Origin of the sequence: Caballeronia sp. LjRoot34 (genome assembly GCF_964253815.1) — a bacterium.
Classification (GTDB): Bacteria; Pseudomonadota; Gammaproteobacteria; order Burkholderiales; family Burkholderiaceae; genus Caballeronia.
This window is the reverse complement of record NZ_CAXUSB020000001.1, coordinates 2,103,079-2,118,413: the sequence shown is the minus strand read 5'-3', so window position 1 is coordinate 2,118,413 and position 15,335 is coordinate 2,103,079. Positions and strand designations below refer to the sequence as shown.

The following is a 15,335-nucleotide window of genomic DNA, read 5'->3' as shown; positions in this document are numbered from 1 at the left end:
GCCCCGGGGTCTTGGATGCGTGAGGCAGTGAGTCATAAAAATGACGCCTCAGGTCGAGTAGTTGACCCACGAAGAACCGCAGAAGCAAATACGCGTTAGGCCGGGCTGGTTCCTGGGCAAAAAGTGCTTGCCCGACAGCACGGACGGTGACGCGTTTTCATATGAAAGCACGACGTTACGAGTACGCGTGAGGCCGTGCGAGTCCTTGGCGAATGTGCTTGCCCGAGAGCACTGGTGGCGAAGCGTGTTCATGTCAGGATTCGCGAGAAGGAGGGGTTCAAACATCCTCCGCTCTGGCGAGCACCGTGCTTTTGGGGCACCTATGAATAGAAACTGCACGCTGTGGACACTTAGGGTAGAGCGGTTAAAGCGCTTTCTTTGCTTCGTTTCTTTGTCGCTTTGGACAAAGAAATGACGTGCCGCCACGCACAGTGGCTAATAGTGATAAAGAGAAAATCCGACTCTCGCAGACCCACTAACGCCGAAAGCAGCAACCCGGCATCAACTCCGACCACTAACTCCAGAACCGACCAACCCGGCATAAACCCCGACCACTAACTCCAGAACCGACCAACCCAGCATCAACCCCGACCACCCCCAAAACCTAACGACCAACCCGCGCCAGCAAACCCACCCACTTCGGTCCACCGGCGCGAGCGAACCCTCTCACCCTACCCAGCGCCGCGCATTCTGAAACACGCGCAACCATGGACTCGCGTCCCCAGTCCAATCCCCTGGCGTCCAGCTCATCTGCACGTTCCTGTGCACCCGCTCCATATGCGGCATAAGCACCGTGAAGCGTCCATCCGGTGTCGTCACCGATGTAATCCCATCCGGCGAACCATTCGGATTCAACGGATAACGCTCGGTCGCAGCGCCCTGGTGATCGACGAAACGCATGGCCACTAAAGCGTTCGCTACGTCGCCCTGCTGCGAGAAATCAGCAAAGCCTTCGCCGTGCGCAACGGCCACCGGAATCCGCGAACCTTCCATTCCAGCGAAGAATATCGACGGCGAACCTTGTATCTCAACCGATGCAAACCGCGCCTCGAATTGCTCCGATTTGTTCCGCGTAAACTTCGGCCATGCCTCCGCGCCAGGGATCATCGAAGCGAGGCTGCTCATCATCTGGCATCCATTGCAAATGCCCAGCGCAAAGGTATCGGTGCGACCGAAAAACGCCGCGAACATATCAGCCAGACGCGGATTGAAACGAATCGTCTTGGCCCAGCCCTCGCCCGCACCGAGCACGTCCCCATAAGAGAAACCGCCGCAAGCAACCGCACCCGCGAAGTCCGCGAGCGTGACCCGCCCTTCCAGCAAATCGCTCATGTGAACGTCGTGGGTGTCGAACCCCGAACGGTCGAACGCGTAAGCCGTTTCCAGATGCGAATTGACACCCTGCTCTCGCAAGATAGCGACACGCGGACGCGCCCCCTTGCTGACAAACGGAGCCGACACATCCTGCGTCGGATCAAAAGTCAAAACCGGCGAAATGCCCGGATCAGCAGGATCGAGCAACGCGTCGTATTCGGCATCGGCGCAAGCCGGGTTATCGCGTAACCGCGCGATGCGCCAGCTCACTTCGCTCCACGCACGCTGCAACTCATGCCGCGGAGCTTCATAGATTTTCTTTGCATCGCGATAAATTTCGATCGTGTCACGCTCGTTCGGCTTGCCGATCACTTCGCTGCAACCAAACAACCCGTGCTCGCGCAACACAGCCAGCACGGCATCGCGATCTGCCAAAGGCACCTGGATCACGCCGCCCAATTCTTCGGCGAACAACGCGCGAATGGTCCGGTCCTCACGACGGCCGCTGGTCTGCTTCGCCCAGTCCTTGGCATCGCCGTAATCGGATTCGTGGTTGGGATCGAGGATCAGCATGTCAACGTTCAGCGACACCCCCACGTGCCCCGCAAACGCCATTTCGCAGACAGTGGCCCAGAGGCCGCCATCGGAACGGTCGTGATACGCGAGCAACTTGCCAGCAGCATTGAGCGACTGGATCGCGTTGAAGAACCGCTTCAGGTCCTCGGCATCATCGACGTCAGGAACCGTGTCGCCAATCTGCTGCGTCACTTGCGCCAGGATGCTGCCACCAAGACGATTCTTCCCGCGGCCGAGGTCGATCGATATCAGCACCGTATCCGTGCCACGCTGCAATTGCGGCGTGAGCTGGCGGCGTACATCTTCAACCGGCGCAAACGCCGAAATGATCAGCGACACCGGCGACACGACTTCCTTCGCTACGCCCGCCTCGTCCTGCCACTTGGTGCGCATCGACAGTGAATCCTTGCCGACAGGAATACTGATGCCCAGCGCCGGGCACAACTCCATGCCGATAGCCTTCACGGTGTCAAACAGCGCCGCGTCTTCGCCAGGACTGCCGCACGCGGCCATCCAGTTAGCGGACAGCTTCAGCTTGCTCAACGATTCGATCGGCGCCGATGCAATGTTCGTCACCGCTTCGCCCACTGCCATGCGGCCGGATGCGGGTGCATCGATCACGGCAAGCGGCGTGCGCTCGGCAATGGTCATTGCTTCGCCACGGAAGCCGGCGTAATCCAGGGTCGTGATCGCGCAATCGGCGACGGGCACTTGCCACGGGCCGACCATCTGGTCGCGCGCCGTCGTGCCGCCCACCGAGCGGTCGCCGATGGTGATCAAAAACGATTTGCTCGCGACCGTCGGATGCTTGAGCACACTCACCGCGATCTCGGACAAAACCATACCGGTCACATCGACGGGCTCGAACGTCAAGACCTCGCGCTTCACGTCGCGATGCATCTTCGGCGTCTTGCCGAGCAGGACTTCCATGGGCATATCGACGGGTTCGAGCTTTTGATCCGCGCTCTTCAAGTCGTCGATCAACTGCAATTGGCGTTCTTCGGTCGCCACGCCCACCACCGCGACCGGGCAGCGTTCACGCGTGCAGATTGCTTCGAAGGCCGGCAGGCTTTCCGGCGCGATAGCCAGAACGTAGCGTTCCTGCGCTTCGTTCGACCAGATTTCGCGCGGCGACAAACCCGATTCCTCAAGCTGTACGCGACGCAATTCGAAACGCGCGCCCTTGTCCGCTCCATCGACCAGTTCAGGGAACGCATTCGATAACCCGCCCGCGCCCACGTCGTGGATGCTCAGGATCGGGTTCTCGGCGCCCAACTGCCAGCACGCATTGATGACTTCCTGCGCACGCCGCTGGATTTCGGGGTTGCCACGCTGGACGGAATCGAAGTCGAGTTGCGCGGTGTTGGCGCCGGTCGCCATCGAACTCGCCGCGCCGCCCCCCATGCCGATCCGCATGCCCGGACCGCCGATCTGAATCAGCAACGACCCCGCCGGCAAATCCATCTTGTGGGTGTGCTGGTCCGAGATATTGCCGATCCCGCCCGCGATCATGATCGGCTTGTGATAACCCCGCACGCGCCCCGCAGCGTTCTGCTCATATGCGCGGAAATAGCCGCCCAGGTTGGGCCGGCCGAATTCGTTGTTGAACGCGGCCGCGCCGATGGGGCCATCGATCATGATCTGCAACGGCGATGCAATCCGTTCCGGCTTGCCGTACGGCTCATGCGTATCCGATGGATTGCGCTGCGGCACCGGCACGGCGCTGTCGCGGGCGTTTTCCCACGGCTGGCGTGCGTCGGGCAAGTCCAGGTTCGATACCGTGAAACCCGCCAGGCCCGCTTTCGGGCGCGCACCGCGGCCCGTCGCGCCTTCATCGCGAATCTCGCCGCCGGAGCCGGTTGCCGCGCCGGCGAAAGGCGAAATGGCGGTCGGGTGGTTATGCGTCTCGACCTTCATCAACGTGTGCGTCAACTCGGTGTGACGGCCGTAATGTTCGTTCGAACCACGCGGGAACCAACGCTCGGCCGTGCCGCCTTCCATGATCGCCGAGTTGTCCGAATACGCGACGATCGTGCCGGCGTGATTCAGCTTCTCGGTGTTGCGGATCATGTTGAAGAGCGAGATGTCCTGCGGCTCGCCGTCAATGGTCCACTGCCCGTTGAAAATCTTGTGACGGCAATGTTCGCTATTGGCCTGCGCGAACATCATCAACTCGACGTCGGTCGGATTGCGCTCCAACTGCTTGAACGAATCAACGAGATAGTCGATTTCATCGTCCGCCAGCGCGAGGCCCAGTTCCGCGTTCGCCGTTTCCAGCGCGCCGCGGCCATGGCCGAGGATGTCGACGGCTTGCAGCGGCTGCGCCGGCAGTTCGTCGAAGAGATGCAGTGCGTGATCCCGCGATGGCGCCACGCTTTCGGTCATCCGGTCATGCAGCGCGGCCGCAACTGCTGCGCGCTCCTGCTCGCCCAACGCCTTCTTGCCGCCGATGCCGCTGCCGAGCAAGCCGCTTTTCAGGATCACCGTATATTCGATGCCCCGCTCGATCCGGCGAACCTGCGTGAGGCCGCAGTGATGCGCAATATCTGTCGCCTTGCTCGCCCACGGCGAAACGGTGCCGAAGCGCGGCACGACCATGAAGGTCTCTTGCGCGCCACGCTCGGTGCTGGCTTCGAACGGCGCGCCGTAGTGCATCAGCGCGTGGATGCGGTTGCTGTCTTCATCGGAGAGCGGATCGACCGAGTTCACGAAATGCAGATACTGGCCGCGCACGCCGACGATTGCCGGGTCGATGCGCGTCAATGTTTCGAGCAGGCGGGTTTGACGGAAATCGGAGAGGGCCGAAGCGCCGGGGAAACACGAGAAGTGGGCCATTGTCACGGTGCTTAAAGGACGTCGAATTCGCCAAGGCTGACGTCGAGACGATAGACGTCGGAGCCGGTTGCGGCAGTGCCGCAACCGGCGGTGGGAAGTCCCGGATTATAACCCGGAAGTGTCTCGAAAACGGACCCGGGGCCAAGCCGTGAAACGGCCTGACGGCACACCCGCAATCTCTGAAATATGCCCGGAACGTTTTTGAGACGATCCGGCGACGCACTTCAGGACCCTTGCCACGCAAGGGTTTTCAGCCGTCGACCCGGCCGCCGGCGCCGCTGTGCCACGCCTCTTGGCGTCCCGCCGATGCCCGTTTGGCGCTATGATGGCGCGCTTTCCCCGACCGGCGTTTGGTCGCACAAACGCCGGCTCGCCTCTCTCACGAGAATCCCGGCGAATCCCGGGCGCCCCGACACAGTCGGGCGCCGGCTCGTGAACCAGTCTGGTCTTGCGCCTTCGGGCGAGAATGAATCATGGATGTCATCGTCATCGGCGGCGGAATCGCCGGCATCGCCACCGCGTATCAATTGCGTGCAAACGGCCACCGCGTCTGCGTGGTCGAGCGCCATGCCACCGTTGCGCAGGGCGCAACCTACGGCCACGGCGGCTCCGTGCTGCCCTCGCCGCTCGACGTGTGGTTCGGACCAACGTTCATGCAGACACGTCGCTCGGCCAAAACCGGCATTGTGTACAAACCCGGCTTCAATTCCGATACCCGCGCGTTCGCCAGGCAACTCGCGCGGCTCAAGGACCCGGCGCTTTTCAAAGGTCAGTACGTTGCTTTGCGGCCGCTGGTGGATATTTCGCGCGACCTGATAGCGGATATCGACTCCCGGTATTCCCTCGATTACGAACAGCGCACGGGTGTGCTGCATGTGTTCCGTCATGAACGCGATCTCGAACTGGCGCAGTCCGCGATCGCCCTGCTGCAGCGCTTCGAGACACCGTATCGCCTGCTGACGCCCGAGGAATGCGTAGCGGCGGAGCCTTCCATTCCCGATGATCCGCCGCTTGCGGGCGGTGTATTGCTGGGCGATGCCCACACCGCCAATTGCCCGTTGTTCACCAAGCTGCTGAAGCAGGTGCTGGAAGACAGCGGCGTGCAATTCCAGCTTGGCCGCGAAGTAACGGCTATTCGCGCCGATGCCCAGCGTGCCGCCGTGGAACTCGGACCGCGCGCGGGCGAAATGGACGGCAAGGGCCGCAAGTCCCGCGACGTGGAACTGATCGGCGCCGACGCCATTGTGGTCGCGGCCGGTACCGGCACGCCGGCCTTGCTGGCCACGCTGGGAATCACGCTGCCGCTGCATCCGCTGCGCCTGCACACGCTGACCGCGCCGATTGCTTACGAAGAGCGTGCGCCTCACATTACGGTGGTCGATTCGGTGAAACGCATCACGATGACGCGGATCAACCAGCGCATGCGCGTGACTGGCGGCGCGGTGCTGGAGAGCGCGGCAAAAGCGCACAAGCCGATGAACGAAAGCATGACGCGGCGCGCCCTCGCGCTGCTCGGCCAGGCGACGCACGACTGGATTCCGGGCGCGGCGAAGGTATCGGCAGCGCGGGCTTGGGATGGCATCCGGCTGGTGTCGCCCGATGGCTTGCCCGTTGTAAGCCCGACCGGGCACGCCCGTTTGTTCATCAACGCGGCGCACGGGCCGGCGGGCTGGGGTATCGCTTGTGGAGCGGCCAAGGTCGTGGCGGCGATGGTTTCCGGAATCACGCCCGACGTGCCTCTTGAAACGGTGCGCGCGCTGCGGATGAACCGGTTTTAGGAAGGGGCGAGCGTTATCCGGCTTGGGTCCAGGGCGGCGCAAACGCTAGCGAAGTGAAGTAGCGAACTGCCTTTTTCGCGGACGTAATGCACTTTACGGATCCCCGGCCGGCGTTTGTGGTCATTTGGGCGCAATAATTGCGATGAGCTAACGCACTCCTCCAACGCTGGCGCCATGACCGACTCCGACTCCTCCACCGTCTCAAACACCCCTCAGCCGCCCTACGTCGAGCCGCGCGATCACGCGCTGGCGCTGCTGACACTCGGCGAACTACGCACGCTGGAAAGCCGCGCGGCGGCCGCCCTTCCCCCGAATACATTGATGGCGCGCGCCGGGGCTGCCGCGGCGCAATTTGTCATCGATCAGAATCGGCATGCGCCGCATCTTGCCGCCCTGCCAGTCTGGATCGTGGCCGGGCCGGGCAACAATGGCGGCGATGCGCTCGTGATGGCCGCCCGCTTGCGGCGCGCCGGTATAGACGTCGAAGTCTGCATGCCGGTGGAAGTCAAACCCGACGATGCACGCTGGGCGCTGGCCGAAGCCAGGCAAGCGGGCGTGAAAATCACCACCGAATCCCCCTCATCCTTCGATACCTTCGGCTGGCTCATCGACGGCATGTTCGGCATCGGTCTCGGACGGCCGCTGGAAGGCGCGTTCGCGGATCTCGCCGCGCGCCTGTCACGGCGCTCGAAGGCGAGCGGCGGCGTGCTTGCGCTGGATATCGCGAGCGGGCTGTCGAGCGACACGGGTGAGCCGGTCAGCCGCAGCGCCGATGGTCGTGCGCAGGCCGTGCGGGCCACGCACACCATCACGTTTATCGGCGCGAAGCCGGGCCATTTCACCGGCGATGGCCGCGACCTCACGGGCAAGCTTTATATCGCCGATCTGGGCGTCAAGCCGCCGCTTGAACCCTCTGTCGTGCTGAACGCGCCATCGCTGTTCGGCTCGCACTTGCCGCCCCGCGATTTCTCAACCAACAAGGGCACGTTCGGCACGCTGGCCGTGCTCGGCGGCGACACCGGCATGTGCGGCGCGCCGATCCTGGCCGCGCGCATGGCGTTGTACGGCGGCGCAGGCAAGGTCAACGTGGCGTTCATCGGCACTGATTCACCGCCTTATGACCCGCCGCATCCGGAACTGATGCTGCACCACGTCGACCAGATCTCACTCGACAAGATGAACGCGCTCGCGGTCGGCTGCGGCATGGGCCAGAGCGAGCGCGCGAAGAAGGTGCTCGTCGATGTCCTCGCACTCGATGTCCCCAAGCTCTTCGATGCCGACGCGCTCAACCTGATTTCATCGGATGAAAAGCTGGCTGCCAAGGTCGCCGAACGGGGCGCTCGCGGGGACCCGTGCGTATTGACGCCGCATCCGCTGGAAGCCGCGCGCTTGCTCGGATCGGAGGTGAAAAAGGTGCAAGCCGATCGCATCGCTGCCGCGCGGCAACTGGCGGCGCGTTTCGCGGCTGTCGCTGTGTTGAAAGGCACCGGCACAATCGTCGCGTCGCCGGATGGGCGCGTGTCGGTGAATCCCACCGGCAATGCCGCGCTCGCCACCGGCGGGACCGGCGACGTGCTGGGCGGGTTGATCGGCGCGTTTCTCGCGCAGCGCTTGCCGGCTTATGAAGCGGCGCTTGCCGGGGTTTATCTGCACGGGCTGGCCGCTGAAGAGTTGACCGGTGAAGGCGAAGGGCCAGCAGGATTAACCGCGGGCGAGCTGGCGCCGAAAGTGCGCAGTTTGCTCAACCGGCTTTTTTACGCTACGTGATCAGGCTAACGTGCTCGAGGTGCGAGTACGTCGGCGAGTCCGTCCGTGGCGCCGTTTGCCGAGCGGCGTTTATCCGTGCGATACGTACGCGAGGCCACCTGTATCGCTGCTCGCCTCGCGGCGTTTATCCATGACGAACGAAACATGAAGCCATGGCCGATGCGCTTATCGTCCATGCAAGCAATCATTCATCCATCGTGGCTATACTTGTTGACTCGCGCGTAAGGGGTTCGTGATAGATCCTCACCAGACTCCGCGCGATGATCAGTACTTCCCGTCACCCTCTGATAAACGGACCGTTATGACGCTCAATTTGCTCCCTGCCTGGCCGGCGCTCCAGACGCATTACGATGCCATCCGTGACGAGCGCCTGCGCGACTGGTTCGCGCCGCAAAACGACACAACGCCGTCCCGCGCCGAGCGCCTGACTTTTGACGGCGGCGGCATTTCCATCGATTTCTCGAAGAACCGGATTACCGAAGCCACGCTCAAGCTGCTGGTCGAACTCGCGCAGCAGGCCAAGGTCGCTGAAAAGCGCGACGCCGTGTTTGCCGGCGATATCGTCAACGTCACGGAACATCGCGCGGTGCTGCACACGGCCTTGCGTTCCACCGACGACAACTCCCCGTTCCAGAAGGAAATCCGCGCTGAAAAAGCCAAGATGGCCGCGTTCGCCAACAAGGTTCGCGACGGTTCCTGGACCGGCTACACCGGCAAGCCGATTCGCCATGTGGTGAACATCGGGATTGGCGGCTCGGATCTCGGGCCGAAGATGGTCGTGCATGCATTGCAGCACCTGGCAAAGCCCGGTCTGGACACGCATTTTGTCTCGAACGTCGATGGCGCAGATATCTACAACGTGCTCAAGGGCATCGACGCTGAAGAGACGCTGGCTATTGTTGTGTCGAAGACATTTACCACGCTCGAAACCATGACCAACGCGCGCTCCATGCGCGAGTGGTTCGTGAAAAGCGGCTGCCCGGAAGAAGCGTTGTCGAAGCACTTCGTGGGGGTATCGGCGAATCCTGAGGAAGTGGTCAAGTTCGGCATTGCGAAGGAAAACGTCTTCGAGATGTGGGACTGGGTCGGCGGCCGTTATTCGCTATGGTCCACGGTTGGCTTGTCGATCGTGATCTCGGTCGGTCCGGAAAATTTCGAAAAGCTGCTGGCCGGCGCGCATGCGATGGACGAGCATTTCCGTACCGCGCCGTTCGAACGCAATTTGCCCGTGCTGATGGGCATGATCGGCATCTGGTATCGCGACTTCTTCGAGTCGCAAAGCGTGATGGTCGCGCCGTATTCGCAAGCCATGCGCTACCTGTCTTCGTATCTCCAGCAACTCGAGATGGAGAGCAACGGCAAGTCGGCGCGGCTCGACGGCACCATGGTTGATTACCCGACCGCCGCCGTGATCTGGGGCGAACCGGGCACGAATGGCCAGCATGCGTTCTACCAGATGCTGCATCAGGGTCCGACGTTGATCCCGGTCGACTTCATTGCCGTGCTGACGCCGGAACATCCGCTGATCGATCATCACGCCAAGCTGCTGGCGAACTGCTTTGCGCAAAGCGAAGCGCTGATGCTCGGGCGCACGCTGGAAGAAGCGAAGAAGGTCGCAGGACAGGGCAAGGAAGAACTTGCCACTCACCTGAGCTTTCCTGGCAATCGCCCGACTACCACGATCATTCTTGATGCTCTCACGCCCGAGACATTGGGCGCGGTCATCGCGCTGTACGAGCACAAGGTGCTGGTGCAAGGCGCGGTGTGGGACATCAACTCGTTCGATCAGTGGGGCGTCGAGCTGGGCAAGATCCTCGGCAAGGTGGTGGAAGCCGATATCACCAGTGACAAGGCTGATCCAGCCAAGCACGATTCGTCGACATCGGCGTTGATTGCGCGTGCGCAGGCCGCGTTGAAGGGGCTGTAGGCGCTTTATGCTGGAGGATGTCTCGCGGTTTCTGCTGGTGGGGGAGCGCGAGATGTCTTTCGTTCGCACTCGGGGGTGGTCGTAGTGGTCGGGGTGGTGCCGGGGTGGTCGGTTTTGGGTTAGCGGTCGGAGTCAGTGCCGGGTTGGTCGGTTCTGAGGTTAGTGGTCGGGGTCAATGCCGGGTTGCTGCTTTCGGCGTTAGCGGTCTGCGAGAGTCGGATTTTCTCTTTATCACTGTTAGCCACTGTGCGTGGCGGCACGTCATTTCTTTGTCCAAAGCGACAAAGAAACGAAGCAAAGAAAACGCTTTAACCGCTCTACCCTAAGTGTCCACAGCGTGCAGTTTCTATTCATGGGTGCCCCAAAAGCACGGTGCTCGCCAGAGCGGAGGATGTTTGAACCCCTCCTTCTCCGAACACCGATACCCACACGCTTCGCCACCAGTGATTGAACCTGCCCAAGGGGCACCCCGCGCTATCCGCGGATAACCGCCCGCCAATTTGTACGCACGACGGACCACGCCGCCAACCCGCCAAGTAATAAAGCCCCAGAATATGTAAGGCCGCAACCGACGAAAATAACCGCGTAAGCACGCGGTCAGCTCACCAAAAACTGACGCACTAAACGCGTATCGAGCTGCTAGACATCAAGCTGTGATCCACGAATATGGCCGCACGAACCAGGCGCGAACCCATCAAAAAACACGGCCGGCAGAACGCGTGATGCCGTGCGGATTCCTTGGCAATGGTGCTTGCCCGAGAGCGTACGGGGCGAAGCGTGTTCATGTCAGGATTCGCGAGAAGGAGGGTTTCAAACATCCGTGGCTCTGGCGAGCACCGTGCTTTTGGGGCACCTATGAATGAAAACTGCACGCTGTGGACACTTAGGGTAGCGTGGTTGGAAAGCGCTTTCTTTGCTTCGTTTCTTTGTCGCTTTGGACAAAGAAATGACGTGCCGCCACGCACAGTGGCTAATAGTGATAAAGAGAAAATCCGACTCTCGCAGACCACTAACGCCGAAAGCACCAACCCGGCATAGACCCCGACCACTAACCCCAGAACCGACCACCCCGACACCACCCCCGACCACTACGACCACCCCCGAGTGCGAACGAAACCAAACCTACACACTCAGACCATTCACAAGGCGCCCTGCTTCTATTGTCACCGTCGCATCGCATCGCTCGGCCAGTTCGGTATCATGCGTAACGAGGATGAGCGTAGCGCCATTGCGCCGGTTCATCTCGAACATCAGGTCAATGATTGCATAACCTGTTGCCGCATCAAGACTGCCAGTGGGTTCATCGGCGAAAAGCACCGCCGGATGCGTGACAAACGCGCGCGCAAGCGCCACGCGTTGTTGCTCGCCGCCAGATAACAGCTTGGGATAGTGCCCAGTCCGCTGACCGAGGCCGACCTGTTCAAGCAGGTCACGTGCACGAATCACGATCTCCTTGTGCGGCACGTCGCCGCGCAATTCCAGCGGCAACATCACGTTCTCGAGTGCGCTCAGATGCGGCATCAACTGGAACGACTGGAACACGAATCCCACCGAGCCGCTGCGCAATGCCGCGCGTTCGTCTTCGTTCAGCGCGCCCAGGTCGCGCCCGAGCAAGCGAACCGTGCCCGCCGTCGCGCTGTCCAATCCCGCAAGCAGACCGAGCAGCGTGGACTTGCCGGACCCCGATGCGCCGACTATGGCGACACTGCTGCCCTTTTCGATCGACAGGTCGATCTGATCGAGGATGATCAATTCGCCCGTCGCGTCCTTCACCCGCTTGCTTAAACCCCGTACTTCAATGACTGGTTCGATATTGTTTTGCATGGAGAGACTTAAGGTGAACTGGACAACGCGCGCCACGCTGGCACCGCTGGCATTGGTTGCATGCATGAGCGCTACGCCGGCTTACGCGGCGCAAGACGCGGCTGTGGCTACGATTGCAGCGACCGCCACGGCCACAGCCCGCAAACCGTCGATCGTGGTCCTCGGCGACAGCATTTCCGCGGAATACGGCCTGCCCCGCGATACAGGCTGGGTAGCGTTGCTGCGCTCAAAGCTTCCGCAAGAGCACTTCGATTATAGCGTCGCCAATTCAAGCATCAGCGGCGACACCACCAGCGGCGGCCTCGCCCGCCTGCCCGCCGCGCTCAACCGCCTCAAGCCAAACATAGTCATTGTGGAACTCGGCGCCAACGACGCGCTGCGCGGCGTGCCGCTCGCGACCACCGAGGCGAACTTGCGGACCATCATCGAGAAATCACAGGCCGCCAACGCGAAAGTTTTACTCGTGGGAATGTACGTTCCGCCTAACTATGGCCCCGACTATTCGCAAAAGTTTCACGGCGTCTATGAACAATTGTCCAAAGAAAAACAGGTGCCGCTCGTCCCGTTCCTGCTGGCTGGCATTGAAAACAAGCCCGAAATGTTTCAGGCAGATCAGATTCATCCGACCCCTCAGGCCCAGCCTTTGCTATTGAACAACGTCTGGCCAGTTTTAAGACCTTTGCTGGGCGCGCCATCGAAATGACGGGGGATTTAACTGATTGAAGCAATTCATCGATATAACCCTGTCAGCGCGTCGCCTGGTTGGCTTTTAGCCATGCGCGGAATACGGCCACGATTCAGTAATCAGGATTTTCGCGTAACCCTGAAAAACCCCGGCTCCGCTGTGAGCGCATTGAAAGGAGGTAACGTGAAATATTTACCAATTCTCGCTTTGACCGTCGCGATCTCGGCTTGCGCCGCTCCGTCCCCTAGCGTTAGCCAGGTCGGCACGAGCCAGCAACCGCCGAAGGTTGTCGCACAATGTATCGCGCAGAAATGGGCCGATAAATCACAGCAACAAGTGGTGTCTCAAGACACGCTCGCGAACGACATGGCATCCAATGTCTACGTTCCGGGTCAGCAACCGCCGGACGGCGCAGCTGCCATCGTTCGCCCCAACTATTCGGGCCCGGGTACATGGGTCGGTTTCCACACTGCGGGCTCGGCCGGCAGCGATGCCACCGGCGACATCCAGGCATGCCTCTAATCTCGGTGCAGGTCTCGTAACGCTTGCATCGGGCGCCTTCTGTTATTTTCCTGGACCTTCAGAGGAAGCCCGATATGAAAAAACCCCGCTGGTTTTCGCCGGCGGGGTTTTTTTATTGTGTGGATCAAATTGCGCGGATCATTGCGACTGATCGGACGTGGTAGGCACGTTGGTGATCTTCACCTTCGAGCGCGCCTTCAATGACTCGAGGTACGACTCCATCTCGGCTTGCGCGTAGACCTGCGCGACTTGCTGCTGCGCGCCGGTAAGGCGGTCCGCAGTCACCGGATCAGGCTTCTCGATACCATTCACGCGATAGATAGCGTACCCGTCCGCGCCAAGATCGACGCCAACATAAGCCGGCAGCTTCGACGAATCCGCCTTGAAGATCGCGGCAAGCGCGGCGGGCGGCATGCCCTGCGCGTCGTTACGCGACACCTTCGATACCGACGAAAAACCTGCAGTTGAGTTCGACTTCTGCAACTCGGCCAGCTTGGCTTCGCCATCTTTGCGAGCGGCCTGGGCCGCTTCTTCCGCCACAACCTTCGTGCGCACCGCGTCCTTGATGGTGTCGAGTGCGGGCACGGCCGCCGCTTTATAGTCCGTCACACGGCCTGCGATCAGCGTGCTGTTGCCGATATCGATAGCCTGCGTGTTGTTGTGCTGCTTCACCGCGTCCGGCGCGAATATGGCCGCGAGGAACTTCGAATTGTTCAGCGGGCTGTCAGGCGGCAGCTTCGGATCCGGCTTCGATCCAAGCGTCGCAGTCTGGATTTGCAGCTTGTATTTGTCGGCGGCGGGTTGCAGCGACTTCGACTGTTCGTACACCGTCGAGGTGAAGCCTTCCGCGTCGTCAGCCAGGCTTTTCGCCGCTTGCTGCGCGACCACTTCCTTCGTGATTGCGTCTTTCACTTCGTCGAACGGCTGCGTGACGGACGGCTTCACGTCGGTTGCTTCGATGATGTGATAACCGAAATCCGTCTGCACAATCCCGCTGATTTCGCCCTTCTTCAGGCCGAACGCGGCGTCGTCGAATGCCTGGCCGCCAGCGATCATGCCGCGGCTGAAATACCCCAGGTCACCGCCTTTTGCCGCCGATCCCGGGTCCTGCGAATTCTTCTCCGCAATCTCCGCGAACTGGTCCGGATGCGCCTTGACCTGTGCGAGCAATGTTTCGGCTTGTTGCTTGGCCTTGGCTTTGTCGGCGGCGCTTGCGTCTTTCGGCGCCGTGATCAGGATGTGGCTGACCCGCACTTGTGCCTGCGTCTTGAAGCGCGCGATGTTGTCGTCGTAGTACTTCTTGAGGTCCGCGTCAGACGGCTTGAGTGCTGCCGACAACGTGGCCGGCGACATCACCAGGTACTGGATAGTTGCAGACTCGGGTGTCGCGAACTCCGCACTGTGCGCGTCGTAATACGACTTCACTTGCGCGTCGGTGGGCTGGATCTTTGCGGTGTAGTCGACGGTACGGAGCGCGAGACCTTGAACGTCGCGGCGCTGCTCGGCGATCTCGGTCAGCGTTTGCGCCAAGGTCTTCGACGTGAACGCCGTGGACTGGATACTTGCCGGAATCTGGTCCGAGGCCAGGCCATAACGTACGCGCTCGTCGTACTGCTCAGGCGTCATGCCCTGCATCGCGAGCAATTGCTTGTACTGGTCCACGTCAATGGAGCCGTCAGGCTTGCGCAGCGAAGCGATGGTCGGATCGGCCAGCAATGCGCGGCGTACCGCTGCGTCGGAGGCGGTCAGGTGAAGGCGCTGGGTTTCGTCGGCGAGCATGCGCTGCTGCACGAGGCTGTCGATCAGCGACGCGCGCATTTCCGGCGTTTCGAACATCTTCGGGTCGAACTGGGCGCCGAGCATCTGCCGCGCGCGATCGACTTGCTGACGCATCGCGCCGTCGTACTCGACACGCGTGATCTTGTGGCCGTTGACGCTGGCGACATTGGCGTTTTCGTCGAAGAAACTGCTGAAGCCCTGGATACCCACAATTCCCAATCCTGGCACGACGATCAGGATCAACAGGGCCATCATCAGGCGTTGGTGATTACGGAAAAAGTCGAGCATGCGTGACGATTCTGCCTAATACGAAACGCCCGATGTTACA

Annotated in this window: 8 protein-coding genes; 5 read left to right on the top strand and 3 right to left on the bottom strand. The window is 61.2% G+C overall.

Translation table 11 applies throughout. The features are described 5' to 3' along the window. Nucleotides 1-666: 666 nt before the first annotated feature. A complete protein-coding gene (purL, locus tag ACSQ36_RS09505; RefSeq protein WP_436181730.1) occupies nucleotides 667-4,725 on the bottom strand; it encodes a phosphoribosylformylglycinamidine synthase in 4,059 nt (1,352 codons plus the stop codon). Nucleotides 4,726-5,198: 473 nt separating this feature from the next. Here purL and ACSQ36_RS09500 point away from each other — a divergent pair, with 473 nt between their 5' ends. The 3 genes from ACSQ36_RS09500 (at nucleotide 5,199) to pgi (ending at nucleotide 10,197) form a co-directional block, all read left to right on the top strand. Further along, nucleotides 5,199-6,503 (top strand): FAD-dependent oxidoreductase, encoded by a 1,305-nt coding sequence (locus tag ACSQ36_RS09500; protein WP_436181729.1) that lies wholly within the window; start codon nucleotides 5,199-5,201, stop codon nucleotides 6,501-6,503. A 174-nt stretch (nucleotides 6,504-6,677) separates the two neighbouring features. Beyond that, nucleotides 6,678-8,270, top strand: a complete 1,593-nt coding sequence (locus ACSQ36_RS09495; RefSeq protein ID WP_436181728.1) for an NAD(P)H-hydrate dehydratase — start codon at nucleotides 6,678-6,680, stop codon at nucleotides 8,268-8,270. A 301-nt stretch (nucleotides 8,271-8,571) separates the two neighbouring features. Next, nucleotides 8,572-10,197, top strand: a complete 1,626-nt coding sequence (gene pgi / locus ACSQ36_RS09490) for a glucose-6-phosphate isomerase (protein ID WP_436181727.1) — start codon at nucleotides 8,572-8,574, stop codon at nucleotides 10,195-10,197. Nucleotides 10,198-11,319: 1,122 nt separating this feature from the next. On the opposite strand, the gene ACSQ36_RS09485 is transcribed toward pgi, so the two are convergent. Then, entirely contained in the window at nucleotides 11,320-12,021 is a 702-nt protein-coding gene (locus tag ACSQ36_RS09485) for an ABC transporter ATP-binding protein (protein ID WP_213763870.1), read from the bottom strand. Here ACSQ36_RS09485 and ACSQ36_RS09480 point away from each other — a divergent pair. Then, a complete protein-coding gene (locus ACSQ36_RS09480) occupies nucleotides 11,996-12,724 on the top strand; it encodes an arylesterase (RefSeq protein WP_213763871.1) in 729 nt (242 codons plus the stop codon). The genes ACSQ36_RS09485 and ACSQ36_RS09480 overlap by 26 nt on opposite strands. Nucleotides 12,725-12,889: 165 nt before the next feature. After that, on the top strand, nucleotides 12,890-13,228 hold the full coding sequence (locus tag ACSQ36_RS09475) for a hypothetical protein (RefSeq protein ID WP_436181726.1): 339 nt from the start codon (nucleotides 12,890-12,892) through the stop codon (nucleotides 13,226-13,228). A 138-nt stretch (nucleotides 13,229-13,366) separates the two neighbouring features. Here the strand turns inward: ACSQ36_RS09475 and ACSQ36_RS09470 are convergent, their stop codons facing one another. Continuing rightward, nucleotides 13,367-15,295, bottom strand: a complete 1,929-nt coding sequence (locus ACSQ36_RS09470; RefSeq protein ID WP_213763873.1) for a SurA N-terminal domain-containing protein — start codon at nucleotides 15,293-15,295, stop codon at nucleotides 13,367-13,369. Nucleotides 15,296-15,335 lie beyond the last annotated feature (40 nt).